13 protein-coding genes are annotated in these 15,347 nt (G+C 73.9%); 12 read left to right on the top strand and 1 reads right to left on the bottom strand.

The window, feature by feature from the left end:
* The first annotated feature begins 19 nt into the window (after positions 1 to 19).
* The 10 genes from Q0817_RS13460 to dapF all read left to right on the top strand — a co-directional run bounded on the left by Q0817_RS13460 (position 20) and on the right by dapF (position 10,636).
* Entirely contained in the window at positions 20 to 3,010 is a 2,991-nt protein-coding gene (locus Q0817_RS13460) for a DNA translocase FtsK (protein WP_298589005.1), read from the top strand.
* A 38-nt stretch (positions 3,011 to 3,048) separates the two neighbouring features.
* Positions 3,049 to 3,654 (top strand): CDP-diacylglycerol--glycerol-3-phosphate 3-phosphatidyltransferase, encoded by a 606-nt coding sequence (gene pgsA, locus Q0817_RS13455; RefSeq protein WP_298589003.1) that lies wholly within the window; start codon positions 3,049 to 3,051, stop codon positions 3,652 to 3,654.
* Entirely contained in the window at positions 3,651 to 4,145 is a 495-nt protein-coding gene (locus Q0817_RS13450; RefSeq protein ID WP_298588999.1) for a CinA family protein, read from the top strand. Before pgsA ends, Q0817_RS13450 begins: the two co-directional genes overlap by 4 nt.
* Before the next feature lie 163 nt (positions 4,146 to 4,308).
* Positions 4,309 to 4,740, top strand: a complete 432-nt coding sequence (locus Q0817_RS13445; protein WP_017832912.1) for a helix-turn-helix domain-containing protein — start codon at positions 4,309 to 4,311, stop codon at positions 4,738 to 4,740.
* A 169-nt stretch (positions 4,741 to 4,909) separates the two neighbouring features.
* A complete protein-coding gene (locus Q0817_RS13440; protein WP_298588994.1) occupies positions 4,910 to 5,131 on the top strand; it encodes a DUF3046 domain-containing protein in 222 nt (73 codons plus the stop codon).
* A 235-nt stretch (positions 5,132 to 5,366) separates the two neighbouring features.
* Entirely contained in the window at positions 5,367 to 6,479 is a 1,113-nt protein-coding gene (gene recA / locus Q0817_RS13435) for a recombinase RecA (protein WP_298588991.1), read from the top strand.
* A gap of 8 nt (positions 6,480 to 6,487) precedes the next feature.
* The gene (locus Q0817_RS13430; protein ID WP_298588988.1) at positions 6,488 to 7,120 is read left to right on the top strand and encodes a regulatory protein RecX; all 633 of its coding nucleotides are present in this window, start codon (positions 6,488 to 6,490) and stop codon (positions 7,118 to 7,120) included.
* A gap of 29 nt (positions 7,121 to 7,149) precedes the next feature.
* Positions 7,150 to 8,679 (top strand): tRNA (N6-isopentenyl adenosine(37)-C2)-methylthiotransferase MiaB, encoded by a 1,530-nt coding sequence (gene miaB / locus Q0817_RS13425; protein ID WP_298589066.1) that lies wholly within the window; start codon positions 7,150 to 7,152, stop codon positions 8,677 to 8,679.
* Positions 8,676 to 9,596 (top strand): tRNA (adenosine(37)-N6)-dimethylallyltransferase MiaA, encoded by a 921-nt coding sequence (gene miaA / locus Q0817_RS13420; protein WP_298588985.1) that lies wholly within the window; start codon positions 8,676 to 8,678, stop codon positions 9,594 to 9,596. The genes miaB and miaA overlap by 4 nt, the downstream gene beginning before the upstream one ends.
* Before the next feature lie 50 nt (positions 9,597 to 9,646).
* Positions 9,647 to 10,636, top strand: coding sequence for a diaminopimelate epimerase (dapF, locus tag Q0817_RS13415; RefSeq protein WP_298588982.1), 990 nt, complete (start codon positions 9,647 to 9,649; stop codon positions 10,634 to 10,636).
* 100 nt (positions 10,637 to 10,736) lie between these two features.
* On the opposite strand, the gene Q0817_RS13410 is transcribed toward dapF, so the two are convergent.
* Complete coding sequence (locus tag Q0817_RS13410) at positions 10,737 to 11,399, bottom strand: class I SAM-dependent methyltransferase (RefSeq protein ID WP_298588977.1); 663 nt, start codon at positions 11,397 to 11,399, stop codon at positions 10,737 to 10,739.
* A gap of 142 nt (positions 11,400 to 11,541) precedes the next feature.
* Here Q0817_RS13410 and hflX point away from each other — a divergent pair, with 142 nt between their 5' ends.
* Both hflX and Q0817_RS13400 read left to right on the top strand, forming a co-directional pair.
* Positions 11,542 to 13,170 (top strand): GTPase HflX, encoded by a 1,629-nt coding sequence (gene hflX, locus Q0817_RS13405; protein ID WP_298588974.1) that lies wholly within the window; start codon positions 11,542 to 11,544, stop codon positions 13,168 to 13,170.
* 4 nt (positions 13,171 to 13,174) lie between these two features.
* The gene (locus Q0817_RS13400; protein ID WP_298588971.1) at positions 13,175 to 15,253 is read left to right on the top strand and encodes an ATP-dependent DNA helicase; all 2,079 of its coding nucleotides are present in this window, start codon (positions 13,175 to 13,177) and stop codon (positions 15,251 to 15,253) included.
* The last annotated feature ends 94 nt before the right edge of the window (positions 15,254 to 15,347 follow it).

Genomic DNA, 15,347 nt, shown 5'->3' with positions numbered 1-15,347 from the left:
CGTGGTCTACCCTGGGAGCATGGCGACTCGTACTTCCCCTGCCCGCAAGGGCGCCTCGACGTCGCGTGGCAAGAACAGCACGTCTTCTGCGCGGTCGTCGGGATCCAGCCGGTCCACCTCCTCCCGCCGTCCGTCGACCGCCGGACGGGGCTCCTCGGCGCCCGCCGGGAGCCCCCCGCGCGTGCTGACCGGCCTGGGCGCCGCCCTGGCGTGGTGCGCCCGCGTCGTCGGAGGCGTCTGGACGGCCGTCGCCCACGTGGTCGGCGGCGCCGTGCGCCGCATGGGCACCCTGCGCACCGACGTGCCCGCGGAGTCTCTGCGGGACGGGGGCGCCCTGTTCCTGCTGCTGCTCGGCCTGCTCGCGGCGGCCGTCGAGTGGTGGAACCTGCCCGGTGCGCCGGCGCCGTGGCTGTCGCTCCCCGCGGTCGCGGTGCACGAGGTCCTCGCCGGGACCTTCGGCTGGACGGCCCTGGTGCTGCCGCTGCCGCTCGTGGGCTTCGCGCTGCGCCGCTTCCGCCACCCCGAGGACACGTCCGCGAACAACCGCATCGCGATCGGGCTGGGCGCCGCCGTCGTCGCGGGCTCGGGCCTGGCGCACGTGCTCCTGGGCCGGCCGTCCCCGAGCCAGGGCCAGGAGGCGCTCCGGAGCGCCGGCGGCTACGTGGGCTTCCTCGCCGCGGACCCGCTGAGCGCCCTCATCACCCCGGTCGGCGCCGGCGCCATCTTCGTCGCGGCCCTGTTCCTGTCGGTGCTCGTGGTCACCGCGACGCCGGTCAACCTCATCCTGCCGCGTCTGCGGCAGGGCTACTGGCGGCTCATGGGCCAGGAGGGCCCGGTCTCCGCGACCGACGTGTCCGCCGCCCGGCACGACCGCTCCTACCTCGAGGAGCACCACGCGCGCGCCGAGGCGGCCAAGACCCGCCGCGAGAAGCGCCGCGAGCGCAAGGAGGCCGAGGCGGAGCGGCGCGCCCTCGACGGCTACCGCGGGGACGAGGCCTTCGAGCGGGCCGTCGTCGACGAGGAGGCCGCCGACGGCCAGGCGCCCACCCGCGTCTTCGACGTCGACTCTGCGCGCGCCGCCCGGCAGCGGGCCGCCGCGGCGAAGACCGCGGCAGGCACGTCCGCCGAGCCCGCCGCCGGGACGGACCCCGGTGAGGACGCCGGGGAGGACGTCGGCGACGCCCCGCGGCCGGGCCAGAAGCGGCTCACCCAGGAGCAGCTCGCGGCCCGCCGGCTCCGCCGGGAGCAGGGCCTCGAGCCGGCCGCGGACACCGCCGCGGGCTCCGGCTCGCCGGCGCTCGAGGACGTGGCCGCCGAGCCCACCGGCTCCACGTCCGTCACCGCCCGCACCCACACCCCCGAGTCGCCCATCCCCGCCCGCGCCGAGCAGCTCAAGCTCGAGGGCGACATCGCCTACTCCCTGCCCGCGCCCGGCGCGCTCGTGCAGGGGCCGCCGCCGAAGGAGCGCTCCGAGGCCAACGACGCCGTGGTCGCCGCCCTGACCAGCGTGCTGGACCAGTTCAACGTGGACGCCGTGGTCACCGGCTTTTCCCGCGGGCCCACCGTCACCCGGTACGAGATCGAGCTGGGCTCCGGCACCAAGGTCGAGCGCGTCACGGCGCTGTCCAAGAACATCGCCTACGCCGTGGCCTCCGCGGACGTGCGCATCCTCTCGCCGATCCCCGGCCGGTCCGCGATCGGCATCGAGATCCCGAACACCGACCGCGAGACCGTGTCCCTGGGCGACGTCCTGCGCTCGCACAACGCCCGCAAGACCGAGCACCCCATGGTCATGGGAGTGGGCAAGGACGTGGAGGGCGGCTACGTGGTGGCCAACCTCGCGAAGATGCCGCACCTGCTCGTCGCCGGCGCCACCGGCGCGGGCAAGTCGAGCTTCGTGAACTCGATGATCGTCTCGCTCCTGATGCGCGCCACCCCGGACGAGGTGCGGATGGTGATGGTCGACCCCAAGCGGGTCGAGCTCACCGCCTACGAGGGCGTGCCCCACCTGATCACGCCCATCATCACCAACCCCAAGAAGGCCGCCGAGGCGCTGCAGTGGGTCGTGCGGGAGATGGACGCCCGCTACGACGACCTCTCGCACTACGGGTACAAGCACGTCGACGACTTCAACAAGGCCGTGCGCAACGGCAAGGTCCAGCCCGAGCCCGGCTCGAAGCGCGTGATCCGGCCGTACCCGTACCTGCTCGTGATCGTCGACGAGCTCGCGGACCTCATGATGGTCGCCCCGCGCGACGTCGAGGACGCGATCGTGCGGATCACCCAGCTCGCCCGCGCCGCCGGCATCCACCTGGTGCTCGCCACCCAGCGGCCCTCGGTAGACGTGGTCACCGGCCTGATCAAGGCCAACGTGCCCTCCCGGATGGCGTTCGCGACGTCCTCGGTCACCGACTCCCGCGTGGTCCTGGACCAGCCGGGCGCCGAGAAGCTCATCGGCCAGGGCGACGCCCTGTTCCTGCCCATGGGCGCGTCCAAGCCGATGCGCGTGCAGGGCGCGTGGGTCTCCGAGTCGGAGATCCACGAGGTCGTCGACCACGTCAAGGGCCAGATGAAGGCGCACTACCGCCAGGACGTGGTGCAGGAGGCCCCCAAGAAGACCATCGACGAGGACATCGGGGACGACCTCGACGTCCTGCTGCAGGCCACCGAGCTCGTGGTGACCACCCAGTTCGGGTCCACCTCCATGCTGCAGCGCAAGCTGCGCGTCGGCTTCGCCAAGGCCGGCCGGCTCATGGACCTGCTGGAGTCCCGCGGCGTCGTCGGACCCTCGGAGGGGTCCAAGGCCCGCGACGTGCTCGTCAAGCCCGACGACCTCGCCGCGACCCTCGCCGTGATCCGGGGCGAGGACCCGCCCGCGCCGCAGGGCGGGTCCGTGGACTACGGCGAGGACCCGGTCGAGGCGTCGCTGGCCCGGACCGCGACCGACCACGGCGACGGCGCCGAGGACCCCGAGGGCTCCGAGGACGCCTGGCAGCTGACCGGCCGCTGAGCCGGCCCTGCCCCCACCCACCAGGAAGTGAGCACACGATGAGCCCCGCGGACCCGGCGTCCAACCTCAACCTGCCGAACGCACTGACCGCCCTGCGCATCGTGCTGGTGCCCTTCTTCGTCTGGTTCCTGTGGGCGGGCGGCACCCAGGGGGAGGACTCCCTGGGCATGCGGTGGGCCGCCCTGGCGGTCTTCGCGGTCGCGATGTACACGGACAAGCTCGACGGCGACATCGCCCGGGCGCGCGGGCTGATCACGAGCTTCGGCAAGATCGCGGACCCGATCGCGGACAAGCTGCTGACCGGCGCCGCGTTCGTGGTCCTCTCCATGCTCGGCGAGCTGTGGTGGTGGGTGACCGTGGTGATCCTCGTCCGGGAGTGGGGGATCACGCTCCTGCGGTTCGTCGTCATCCGCTACGGGGTCATGGCGGCCTCGAAGGGCGGCAAGCTCAAGACGGTCCTGCAGACCGTGGCGCTCCTGCTCCTGCTGCTCCCGCTGGTGCCGCTGGTGGGCGAGTGGTGGCCGTGGCTGGGCTGGACCGCGATGGGCGCGGCCCTCGTGGTCACGGTCGTGACCGGCGTGGACTACGTCGTCAAGGCGGTGCAGCTGCGCCGCCGGGCGCTGGCCGAGCGGGACGCGGCGTGACGGAGCCGCAGCCGGCCGCCCGGGCGCTCGTCGAGGAGGCCGTCCGGCGGGCGCTCACGGTGGCGACCGCGGAGTCCCTCACCGGGGGCGCGCTCGCCGCCGCCGTCGTCGACGTGCCGGGTGCCTCGGCCTGTTTCGAGGGCGGGGTCGTGTCCTACTCGAACCGGGTGAAGACCGAGGTCCTCGGCGTTCCCGGTCGGCTGCTCGCCGAGCGGGGCTCCGTCGACCCGGACGTCGCGGTCGCCATGGCGGAGGGCGCCCGCCGCCGCCTCGGCACGGACTGGGCCGTCTCCACGACGGGGGTCGCGGGCCCCGAGCCGCACGACGGCAAGCCGGTGGGCACGGTCTACCTGGGCATCGCGGGACCGGCCGGTTCCGCCGTCCACGAGCTGGCCGCGGCGGGGGACCGGACCGCGATCCGGGCGGCCGCCGTGCGCGCCGCCCTGGAGCGGCTCACCGCGGCGGTGGTGCTCCCAGCCAACTCCCAGTGAAAAATCGACCCTCGCGGGGAAGAATGGAACCGTCAGCGGGGTTAGCAATGATCGCAGGCTCGAGTTGAGCCGATCGAAGTCAAGATGTCGACCGGCCGGCGCCGGGGCACCGCCCGCAACAGGCGGTGAAGCTGCCGTACACACGAGGAGACAAGCGATTCACATGACCAAGCAACCCGTGTCCGTCAATGGCGTCGTCCGTTGGAAGGACGTGGGCCTGGACGAGGACGACAGCACCGAGACGAAGGACATGAAGATGGGTGTACTCCGCCAGGAGATCGGCGAGGTTCTCCGCAGCGTCCGTCAGCGCCAGGGGCGCACCCTCCGAGAGGTCTCGCACAGCGCCCGGGTGTCCCTCGGCTACCTCAGCGAGGTGGAGCGCGGCCAGAAGGAGGCCTCCTCCGAGCTGCTCGCGTCGATCTGCGCGGCGCTCGACATCCCGATGTCCCAGATGCTGCGCGAGGTCGCGGACCGCCTGGCCTACGCCGAGGGCCTCCTGGTCCCGGACACGGTGCCCAGCGATCTCACCGAGCAGTACTCGCGGGAGTTCGGCAGGGTCAACGGCGGCGAGGCCGCCGCGGCCGGCGCCCGCTGATCCGCCCGGGCGGCCCGCCGCCCGTCCACGACGTCCCGGAGGGCTCGTCGGTCCCAGGACCGACGGGCCCTCCGGCCTGCGGCGGACGGGACGCGCGGATGGCAGGATGGACCGGCACGGCGCCGGGCACGCCCCCCCCCGGCCGGCAGCACGACGAAGGAGGACGCGGATGAGGCTGAGCAGCTTCTGGCAGCTCATGGCCGACGAGTTCGGCGCGGGCTACAGCAAGGTCCTGGCCCGGGACCTGGTGCTCGGGGAGCTCGACCACCGCACGGCCACCGAGGCCCTCGAGGCCGGCGTAGACCCGCGGACCGTGTGGTTCGCTCTCTGCCGCGCCCAGGACGTCCCGGAGACCCGGTGGTGGGGCGTGGATCGCCCGCCCCGGGACTGACCCCCATCGGGTTCCCGGCGTGCCCGTGGACCCACGACCGCTTCGAAGGTATATTCGATGCAGCGGGGCGCGGACTGCACAGCCCGGTCCGTCCCGGGACGGTGGTTCCCGGTCCTCCCCAGGCCCCGCGCGAGAGCCTTACGGTGTCCGACCCCGGCGATACCGTGGAACACGAAAAGATCAGCAGCAACGGTTCCGGCCGCACCGGCGGAACCCCCCGAACACGAGGTGGACCATGGCAGCCAAGGGCAACAACAAGCAGAGCGCCGACCAGCAGTTCGGCAGCGACCGCGAGAAGGCGCTCGAGACCGTCCTCGCGCAGATCGACAAGAACTACGGCAAGGGCTCGGTGATGCGCCTGGGCGACCGCCCGGCGACCAAGATCGAGACCATCCCCACCGGCTCCATCGCGATGGACGTCGCGCTGGGCATCGGCGGTTTCCCGCGCGGTCGTGTCGTGGAGATCTACGGCCCGGAGTCCTCCGGCAAGACGACCGTGGCTCTGCACGCGGTGGCCAACGTCCAGAAGGCCGGCGGGATCGCCGCCTTCATCGACGCCGAGCACGCGCTCGACCCCGCCTACGCCGAGAAGCTCGGTGTGGACACGGACAGCCTGCTGGTCTCCCAGCCGGACACCGGTGAGCAGGCCCTGGAGATCATGGACATGCTCGTGGGCTCCGGGTCCATCGACATCATCGTCATCGACTCGGTGGCGGCCCTGGTGCCCAAGGCCGAGATCGAGGGCGAGATGGGCGACAGCCACGTGGGCCTGCAGGCGCGCCTGATGAGCCAGGCCCTGCGCAAGATCACCGGCCGGCTCTCGCACTCGAACACCACCGCGATCTTCATCAACCAGCTGCGCGAGAAGATCGGCGTGTTCTTCGGCAGCCCCGAGACCACCACCGGCGGCAAGGCGCTGAAGTTCTACGCCTCGGTCCGCGTGGACGTGCGCCGCATCGAGACCCTCAAGGACGGGGCCAACCCGGTGGGCAACCGGACCCGGGCCAAGATCGTCAAGAACAAGATGGCCCCGCCCTTCAAGCAGGCCGAGTTCGACATCCTCTACGGGGAGGGCATCTCCACCGAGGGCGGGCTCATCGACATGGGCGTGGAGCACGGCATCGTGAAGAAGTCCGGGGCGTGGTTCACCTACGAGGGCGACCAGCTGGGACAGGGCAAGGAGAACTCGCGCCGGTTCCTCAAGGACAATCCGGAGCTGGCCGAGGAGATCGAGCGCCGGATCCTGGTCAAGCTCGGGGTCGTCCAGGAGCCGGAGGCGGCCGAGGAGACCGCGGAGGAGCCGCCGGTGGTCGGGCTGCCCACCGAGGTCGCCGGCCCGGCCTTCTGAGCGGGTCCGTGACCGAGAGCCCGTACGCACGCCGGCGCCGCCGGTCCTCCGCCCGTCACCGCGGGCCGGAGGGCCCGGCGGCGGCGTCGTCCCCGGCCCAGGACCCCGAGCCGGACCCCCGCGAGGTGGCCCGGGCGATCGTCCTGCGCCAGCTCACCGCCTCGGCGAAAAGCCGCAAGCAGCTCGAGGACAAGCTCGCGGACCGCAACGTTCCCGAGGACGTCGCCCGGGAGGTGCTGGACCGCTTCGAGGAGGTCGACCTCGTCGACGACGCCCAGTTCGCGGAGCTCTACGTCCGCTCCCGGGCGAGCTCCCGTAAGCTCTCCCGCTCCGCGATCCGCCGGGAGCTCGCCACCCGCGGGGTGACCGGGGAGATCGCCGAGTCGGCCCTCGAGCAGCGCACCGACGAGGACGAGCGGGAGGACGCCGCCGAGCTGGTGCGCCGCAAGCTCCCCGCGGGGCTGGACCCGGCCGACCGCGCCGCCCGGGACAAGGCCGTGCGGCGGCTGGTCGGGATGCTCGGCCGGAAGGGCTACCCGCCCGGACTGGCCTTCGCCGTGGTGAAGGAGGAGCTCGAGGCGCGCTCCGGCACCCCGGTCCAGGACGACGAGATCGGCGAGGAACACCCGGACATCCCGTGACCGGGTCCGGCCCGTACAATTGACCGGTGATGTCGACCCCCGCAGCCCTGTCCCCGGACCCGACCGCGTCCTCCGCCGCCCCCGCCCCGCGCTCCTACGAGGTGCGTACGTTCGGGTGCCAGATGAACGTCCACGACTCCGAGCGGATCACGGGTCTGCTCGAGGCCGCCGGCTACGTCCCCGCCGCCGGCGGCGAACCGGACCTCGTGGTGTTCAACACCTGCGCCGTGCGCGAGAACGCCGACAACAAGCTCTACGGCAACCTCGGCCAGCTCGTGCCCGCCAAGAAGCGCAACAAGGACCTGCAGATCGCCGTCGGCGGCTGCCTCGCGCAGAAGGACCAGGACACGATCCTCGAGCGGGCCCCGTGGGTCGACGTCGTCTTCGGCACCCACAACATCGGCTCCCTGCCCACCCTGCTGGAGCGCTCACGGCACAACGCCGAGGCCCAGCTGGAGATCCTCGACGCTCTCGAGGTCTTCCCCTCGACCCTGCCCACCAAGCGGGACAGCGCCTACTCCGGGTGGGTGTCGATCTCCGTGGGCTGCAACAACACCTGCACCTTCTGCATCGTCCCGTCCCTGCGCGGCAAGGAGAAGGACCGCCGCCCCGGGGAGGTGCTCGCCGAGGTGCAGGCGCTCGTCGACGACGGCGCGGTCGAGGTCACGCTGCTGGGGCAGAACGTGAACTCCTACGGCGTCGAGTTCGGGGACCGCGGCGCGTTCGCGAAGCTGCTGCGCGCGTGCGGGCAGATCGAGGGCCTGGAGCGCGTGCGCTTCACGAGCCCGCACCCGGCCGCGTTCACCGACGACGTCATCGACGCCATGGCGGAGACCCCGAACGTCATGCCGCAGCTGCACATGCCCCTGCAGTCCGGTTCCGACCGGATCCTGAAGGAGATGCGGCGCTCCTACCGCTCGAAGCGGTTCCTCGGCATCCTGGACACCGTCCGCGAGCGCATCCCGGAGGCCGCGATCACCACCGACATCATCGTGGGCTTCCCGGGGGAGACCGAGGAGGACTTCCAGGCCACCCTCGACGTCGTGGCCGCCTCCCGCTTCTCCTCCGCGTACACGTTCCAGTACTCCGTGCGGCCCGGCACCCCCGCCGGCGAGATGGCGGACCAGGTGCCCAAGGCCGTGGTGCAGGAGCGCTTCGAGCGGCTCGTGGCCCTGCAGGATCGGATCGCCGCGGAGGAGAACCGGGCGGTCGTCGGCCGGCAGGTCGAGCTGCTCGTCACCGCGGAGGCCGGCAAGAAGTCCGAGCAGACCCACCGGCTCTCGGGCCGCGCGCGGGACCAGCGGCTCGTGCACTTCTCCGTCCCGGAGGGCGCCGAGGTCCCGCGGCCCGGCGACTTCGTGACGGTCGTCGTCACCGGCGCCGCCGCCTACCACCTCGTCGCCGACCCCCGCTCCCCGCAGGACTACGCGCTGCGGCGCTCCCGGGCCGGGGACGCCTGGGACCGCCGCCAGGCCGCGTCCTGCGGCGTCCCCGCTGCGCCGGGCGCCGCCGCCCCCGGGCCCGTGAGCCTGGGCATGCCGGGCCTGCCGGTCCGGTGACCGGCGCGGACCTGCCGGTCGTCGCCGTCGTCGGGCCCACGGGCACCGGCAAGACCGCGCTGGGCGTCGAGCTCGCGCTGCGGCTGGACGGGGAGGTGGTCAACGCCGACTCCATGCAGTTCTACCGCGGCATGGACATCGGCACCGCCAAGGCCACCGTGGAGGAGCGGCGCGGTGTGCCCCACCACCTCCTGGACGTTCTCGACGTCACCGAGGAGGCCTCGGTCGCGGACTTCCAGCGCGACGCGCGATCGTGCTTCGCCCGGATCCGCTCTCGCGGGCGTGTCCCCGTCCTGGTGGGCGGCTCGGGGCTCTACGTGCGCGCGGCCCTGGACGTGCTCGAGCTGCCCGGCACCGACCCCGCGGTGCGGGCCCGGATCGAGGACGAGCTCGCCGAGCGCGGCCCGGGTGCCCTGCGGGAGCGGCTGCGGCAGGTGGATCCCGAGTCCGCCGCCCGGCTGCAGGACGAGCGGCGGGTGGTGCGCGCCCTGGAGGTGTGGGAGCTGACCGGCCGCCCGTTCACCGCGTTCATGCCCCGCCGGGAGCACGTGCAGCCCACGGTGCAGCTCGGTGTGGACGTCGACCGCGCCGAGCTGCACGACCGCCTCGCCCGGCGGGTCGGGGCCATGGTCGAGGCCGGCCTGGAGGCCGAGGTGCGCGTCCTGGCGGCGCGCGGGCTGCGCGAGGGGCGCACGGCGTCCCGGGCCCTGGGGTACGGGCAGTTCCTCGACGTGGTGGACGGCCGCGCCACCGTGGAACAGGCGGTCGAGGCCACCGTGGTGGCCACCCGCCGGTTCGCCCGCCGCCAGCGGACCTGGTTCCGCGCGGACCCGCGGGTGCACTGGCTGGACCCGGCCGAGCCCGGCCTCGTGGAGCGCGCCGCGCGTCTCGTCCGCGGAGCCCCGGCCGGGGGCTGAGACGGGGACCGGCCCGCGGTCCGTCCTCCTCGTCCGCGTATCATGGCCGGGTGACTTCCGCCCAGACCCGCGCCGCCCCGCCCCAGGACACCCGCCACGCCCCGGACACCGGCCCGGGCGCCGACGCCGGCCCGTGGGGGGAGCTCCGGGGCCGCGACTTCACCAAGGGCCACGGCACGGGCAACGACTTCGTGCTGCTGACCGACCCGCACGCGGCGCTCGCCCTGGACGCCGAGCTGGTGACCCTGGTGTGCGACCGCCACCGCGGCATCGGGGGGGACGGGCTGATCCGCGCCGTGCGCTCCGAGGCGATCCCCGAGGGGAGGGCCCTCCTGGAGACGGCGCCCGAGGCCGAGTGGTTCATGGACTACCGCAACAACGACGGCTCCGTCGCCGAGATGTGCGGCAACGGCGTCCGGGTGTTCGTGCACTACCTGCTCCAGCGCGGCCTCGCCGAGGTCCCCGAGGGGGACGTGCTGCGCATCGGCACCCGCGCCGGCGTGAAGACCGTGGCCCGCACCGACTCCGGCTACGCCGTGGACATGGGCCCGTGGACCTTCCTCGACGGGGCGGCGGCCCGCTCCCGCGGCTCGGACGCCGTGGTGACGGCCGAGGGGCTGAAGGTGCCCCGCCCCGCGCTGTCGATCGGCATGGGCAACCCGCACACCGTCGTGGCGCTCGCGGAGGGGGAGAAGCTCGACCAGCTCGGGCTGCACACCGCTCCGGTCGTGCGCCCGGAGCCCGCGGACGGGACCAACGTGGAGTTCGTGGTCCCCGCCGACGGCGACGACGACGGTGTGGGCCGGGTGCGGATGCGCGTGCACGAGCGCGGCGTGGGCGAGACGCAGTCCTGTGGGACCGGGGCGTGCGCCGCCGCGGCCGCGACCCGCTTCTGGGGCGGCGCCACGGCCCCCGACCAGTGGCTCGTGCAGGTGCCCGGGGGCGTCGTCTCCGTGACGTTCGTCCCGGCGCCCGACGGCGCCGAGCACGTGGTGCTGGCTGGACCGGCCGTGCTGGTGGCGGACGGCACGTTCGTCTGAGCCCCGGGGCGGGGCCCGGCGCCCGGGACGGTCGTCCAGACCCCTCCTGCAGCCCGGTCCTGCTGTGCGGTCCTTCAGTGCGGTCCTTCAGTGCGGCCCTTCAGTCCCGGCGCTCGACCAGCAGGACCCGGAACCCCTTGTCGGTCGCGTGCCGGGAGACCCGGAAACCGCCGCCCAGCGCGGAGCCGAGCCACTTCTGCAGCGAGTCGGCGCCGAGGTTCTTCTGCACCACCAGCCACGCCGTTCCGCCGGCGGCCAGCCGCGGCAGCCACTGGAGCAGCAGCTCGTGCAGCTGCTGCTTGCCGATCCGGATGGGCGGATTGGACCAGATGGTGTCGAAACGCCGGTCCCCGGGCACCTGCTCCGGGAGCAGGGCCTCCACGTTGGCCAGGCCCAGGGCCGCGGCGTTGTCCCGGGTGAGCCCCAGCGAGCGCTCGTTGACGTCCACGGCCGTGACGCGGGACCCCGGGGCGGACCCGGCCAGGCTCAGCGCGATCGGGCCCCAGCCGCAGCCGATGTCCAGGAGCTCCGGACCGGTGGGATCGGGAACATTTTCCAGCAGCACGGACGTTCCCTTGTCGAGGCCTCGCGGGCTGAACACCCCGTTGGAGGTCTGCAGCACGACCTCCCGCCCCCGCAGGGTCACGGCCACGGAGCGCCGCACCTCGGGCGCCGAAGGGTCCTCGGAGAAGTAGTGCTCGGTCCCCGGGTTCGGGGTCGCCGGGCCGGCCACGGGATCGGGGGAGTCGGGACGCGGTGCCATAGCGCCCCATGCTACCGACAGCGCCCGCCGGGCCCGCAGCCGACGCCGGATCGGCCACCCCCGGGGGTCTCCGCCTCCGCCGCCGGGATGTCCGGCTCCGCCACTAGAATGAACCGATCAGCAGTTCGTGTCGAAAGGAACCATGACCCACCCCCGTGAAACCCCTGCCGAGCCCCGCGCCGCCGCGGAGCCCGAGAACGGCCTGAGCCGGCAGGACCTGGAGGACGTCGTCGAGCGCGTGCTGTCCCGGGCCCGCGCCCGGGAGCAGGCCGCCGGGCAGGACGCCGCCCCCGAGGACGACTCCACCGCGCCGGGCTGGCTCTCCGGCCGGGCCCGCGAGCTCGCCGACGCCGAGGACGGGCACACCGTCCACGACGGCGACCAGCAGGACCTCGAGGAGCGCCGCGCCCTGCGCCGCGTCGCCAACCTGTCCACCGAGCTCGAGGACGTCACCGAGCTCGAGTACCGCCAGCTGCGCCTGGAGCGCGTGGTGCTGGCCGGGCTGTGGACGGAGGGCACGCTCGCCGAGGCCGAGAACTCCCTGCGGGAACTGGCCGCGCTCGCCGAGACCGCGGGCTCCGAGGTGCTCGACGGCATCGTCCAGCGCCGGCCCAAGCCGGACCCGGCCACGTACCTGGGCTCGGGCAAGGCCAAGGAGCTGCGGGACATCGTCGCCGCGACCGGGGCGGACACCGTCGTCGTCGACTCCGAGCTCGCCCCCTCCCAGCGGCGCGGACTGGAGGACGTCGTGAAGGTCAAGGTCATCGACCGCACGGGTCTGATCCTCGACATCTTCGCCCAGCACGCCAAGTCGAAGGAGGGCAAGGCCCAGGTCGAGCTCGCCCAGCTCGAGTACCTGCTCCCGCGCCTGCGCGGCTGGGGCGAGTCCCTGTCCCGCCAGGCCGGCGGCCGCGCCGCCGCCGGTGAGGGCATCGGCTCCCGCGGCCCCGGTGAGACCAAGATCGAGCTGGACCGCCGCCGCATCCGCACCCGCATGGCCAAGCTGCGGCGCGAGATCGCCGCCATGAAGCCGGCGCGGGAGACCAAGCGGCTCAACCGCCGCCGCCACTCCGTGCCGTCCGTGGCGATCGCCGGCTACACCAACGCGGGCAAGTCCTCGCTGCTGAACCGGCTCACGGACGCGGGGGTGCTCGTGGAGAACGCCCTGTTCGCCACCCTGGACCCCACGGTCCGCCGCGCGCAGACGCCGGACGGCATCGGCTACACGCTCTCGGACACGGTCGGCTTCGTCCGCTCGCTGCCCACCCAGCTCGTCGAGGCGTTCCGCTCCACCCTGGAGGAGGTCGCCGACTCCGACCTCATCCTGCACGTGGTGGACGCCTCCCACCCGGACCCGGAGGGGCAGATCCGCGCGGTGCGCCAGGTCTTCACGGACATCGACGCCCAGAACATCCCCGAGATCATCGCCCTGAACAAGGTGGACGCCGCCGACCCGTTCGTGGTCGAGCGGATCAAGCAGCGCGAGCGCAACGTGGTGGTGGTCTCCGCCCGCACGGGGGAGGGCATCGAGGAGCTCCGGCAGCGGATCAGCGAGTCCATCCCGCGCCCCGAGACGGTGCTGGAGCTGCTGGTCCCGTACCAGCGCGGTGACGTGGTCAGCCGGCTGCACGACTGGGACGCCGAGATCCTGCGCACCGAGCACCTGCCCGAGGGCACCCACCTGCTCGTGAAGGTCCGCGAGGACCTCGCGGCCGAGCTCGCGGAGTTCGCCCCCGAGCACGCCCCCGGCTTCGACGCCGAGAGCGCCTGAGCGCGTGGCCGCCGCCTTCGTGGACGAGTCCGGGCACGACGTCCCGGACGTGCGCCCGGAGACCCTGCCCGGGGCCCAGGACGCCCTGGCCCTGCTGGACACCGCCGTGACCGCGATGGGCGGGCAGGTCCGGGACGGCCAGCGGCTGATGACGGCCAAGGTCGCCGAGGCCCTGGACCGCGGCCGGCACCTGCTGGTCCAGGCGGGGACCGGCACCGGCAAGTCCCTCGCGTACCTGGCGCCGCTCGTCGAGCACGCCCAGCACGCGGACAAGCCGGTGGTCGTGGCCACCGCGACGCTCGCGCTGCAGTCGCAGATCGTCGGCCGGGACGTGCCCCGCCTGCTGGCCGCGCTCGAGGGCGAGCTCGAACGGGACGTGGACGTCGCCCTGCTCAAGGGCCGCAGCAACTACGCCTGCCTGCACAAGATCGAGGGCGGCTACCCGTCCGACGACGAGCCCGGCGCGCTCTTCGCGCTGCCCGACGCCGCCCCGCACCCCGGTGCGCCGCAGCCCGAGGCCGCCGAGAACCCCGGGCGGCTGGGCCAGGAGGTCCAGCGCCTGCGCGAGTGGGCCCGCGAGACCGGGACCGGCGACCGGGACGAGGTGCTCCCGGGGGTCAGCGACCGCGCCTGGCGCCAGGTGTCGGTCACGGCCAAGGAGTGCCTGGGCCGCAGCTGCCCCCTGGTCGAGGACTGCTTCGCCGAGCTCGCCAAGCAGCGGGCCGGTGAGGCCGACATCGTCATCACCAACCACGCCCTGCTCGCGATCAACGCGTTCGAGGGCATCACCGTGCTGCCCGAGCACGACGTCGTGGTCATCGACGAGGCCCACGAGCTCCAGGACCGGGTCACGGGCGCCGTGACCGGGCAGCTCTCCGCGGCCATGGTGCGCTCGGCCGCCGCATCCGCGCGCAAGCACACCTCGGCGAGCCCCGACTCCCTCACGGCCGGGGCCGCCCACCTCGAGGCCGCCCTGATGGGCGCGCCGGCCGAGCTGCTGCACCGCGGCCTCGGGGACGCCCAGGCGGCGGCCGTGGCCCAGATCCGGGACGCGGCCCGCACCGTCATGACCGAGTCCAAGGCCGGCGCCGGGGAGAAGGACGGGGACGCCGGCCGGCAGATGGCCCGCTCCCGGGTGAGCGACGTCCTGGAGCTGGCCGAGCGGATCCTCGCCGCCGAGGAGCACCGCGAGGTGCTGTGGATCTCCCGGCAGGGCGGCTGGGAGCCCGGCCGCGGCTACGTGCCCGCCGAGGACTCCGATCCGGCGACCCTGCACGTGGCGCCGCTGAGCGTGGCGGGCACCCTGCGGGAGGGACTCTTCGACGGGCGCACCGTGGTCCTCACCTCGGCGACCCTGTCCGTCGGATCGTCCTTCGACTCCGCCGCCGGTGCCCTCGGGCTGCGCGGCGAGGGCGCCCCGCGCTGGGAGGGCGTGGACGTCGGCAGCCCGTTCGACTACCCGAAGCAGGGCATCCTCTACCTCGCCAAGCACCTGGAGAAGCCCGGCCGCCGACTCACCGAGGCCCAGCTGGACGAGATGCTGGCCCTGCTGGAGGCCTCCCGTGGCGGAGCCCTGGGACTCTTCTCCTCCCGCCGGGCGGCGGAGGAGGCGGCCGAGGCCCTGCGCGAGCGCACCGACCTGCCGATCCTGTGCCAGGGGGAGTCCTCGCTCGCGGGACTCGTCCAGGAGTTCACCGACGACCCGTCCACGAGCCTGTTCGGCACGATGAGCCTGTGGCAGGGCGTCGACGTCCCGGGGGCCTCGTGCCGGCTCGTGATGATCGACCGGATCCCCTTCCCGCGCCCGGACGACCCGCTGGCGAGCGCCCGCAGCCGCGCCGCGGAGCGGGCCGGCGGCAACGGGTTCATGTCCGTCTCCGCGACCCACGCGGCCGTGCGGCTCGCCCAGGGGACCGGGCGGCTCATCCGCGCCGGCGGGGACCGGGGCGTCGTGGCGATCCTGGACTCCCGGATCGCGACCGCCCGCTACGGCGGGTTCCTGCGCGGTTCCCTGCCGCCGCTGTGGACCACCACGGACCGGTCGGTGGTGCTCGGGGCGCTGCAGCGGCTCTCCGCGGGCTGAGCAGCCCCTCCGGCACCGCCCGGAGCACGTCCTGAGCACGCGCGCCCCGGACGGCACCGGGCCCCCGCCGGCGGCGGGGGCCCGGGCACCGGGG

This window comes from uncultured Kocuria sp. (genome assembly GCF_947500125.1).
In the GTDB taxonomy this organism is placed as follows: Bacteria; Actinomycetota; Actinomycetes; order Actinomycetales; family Micrococcaceae; genus Kocuria.
Note: the sequence above shows the minus strand (reverse complement) of the source record. Positions and strands in the feature narration are given on the sequence as shown.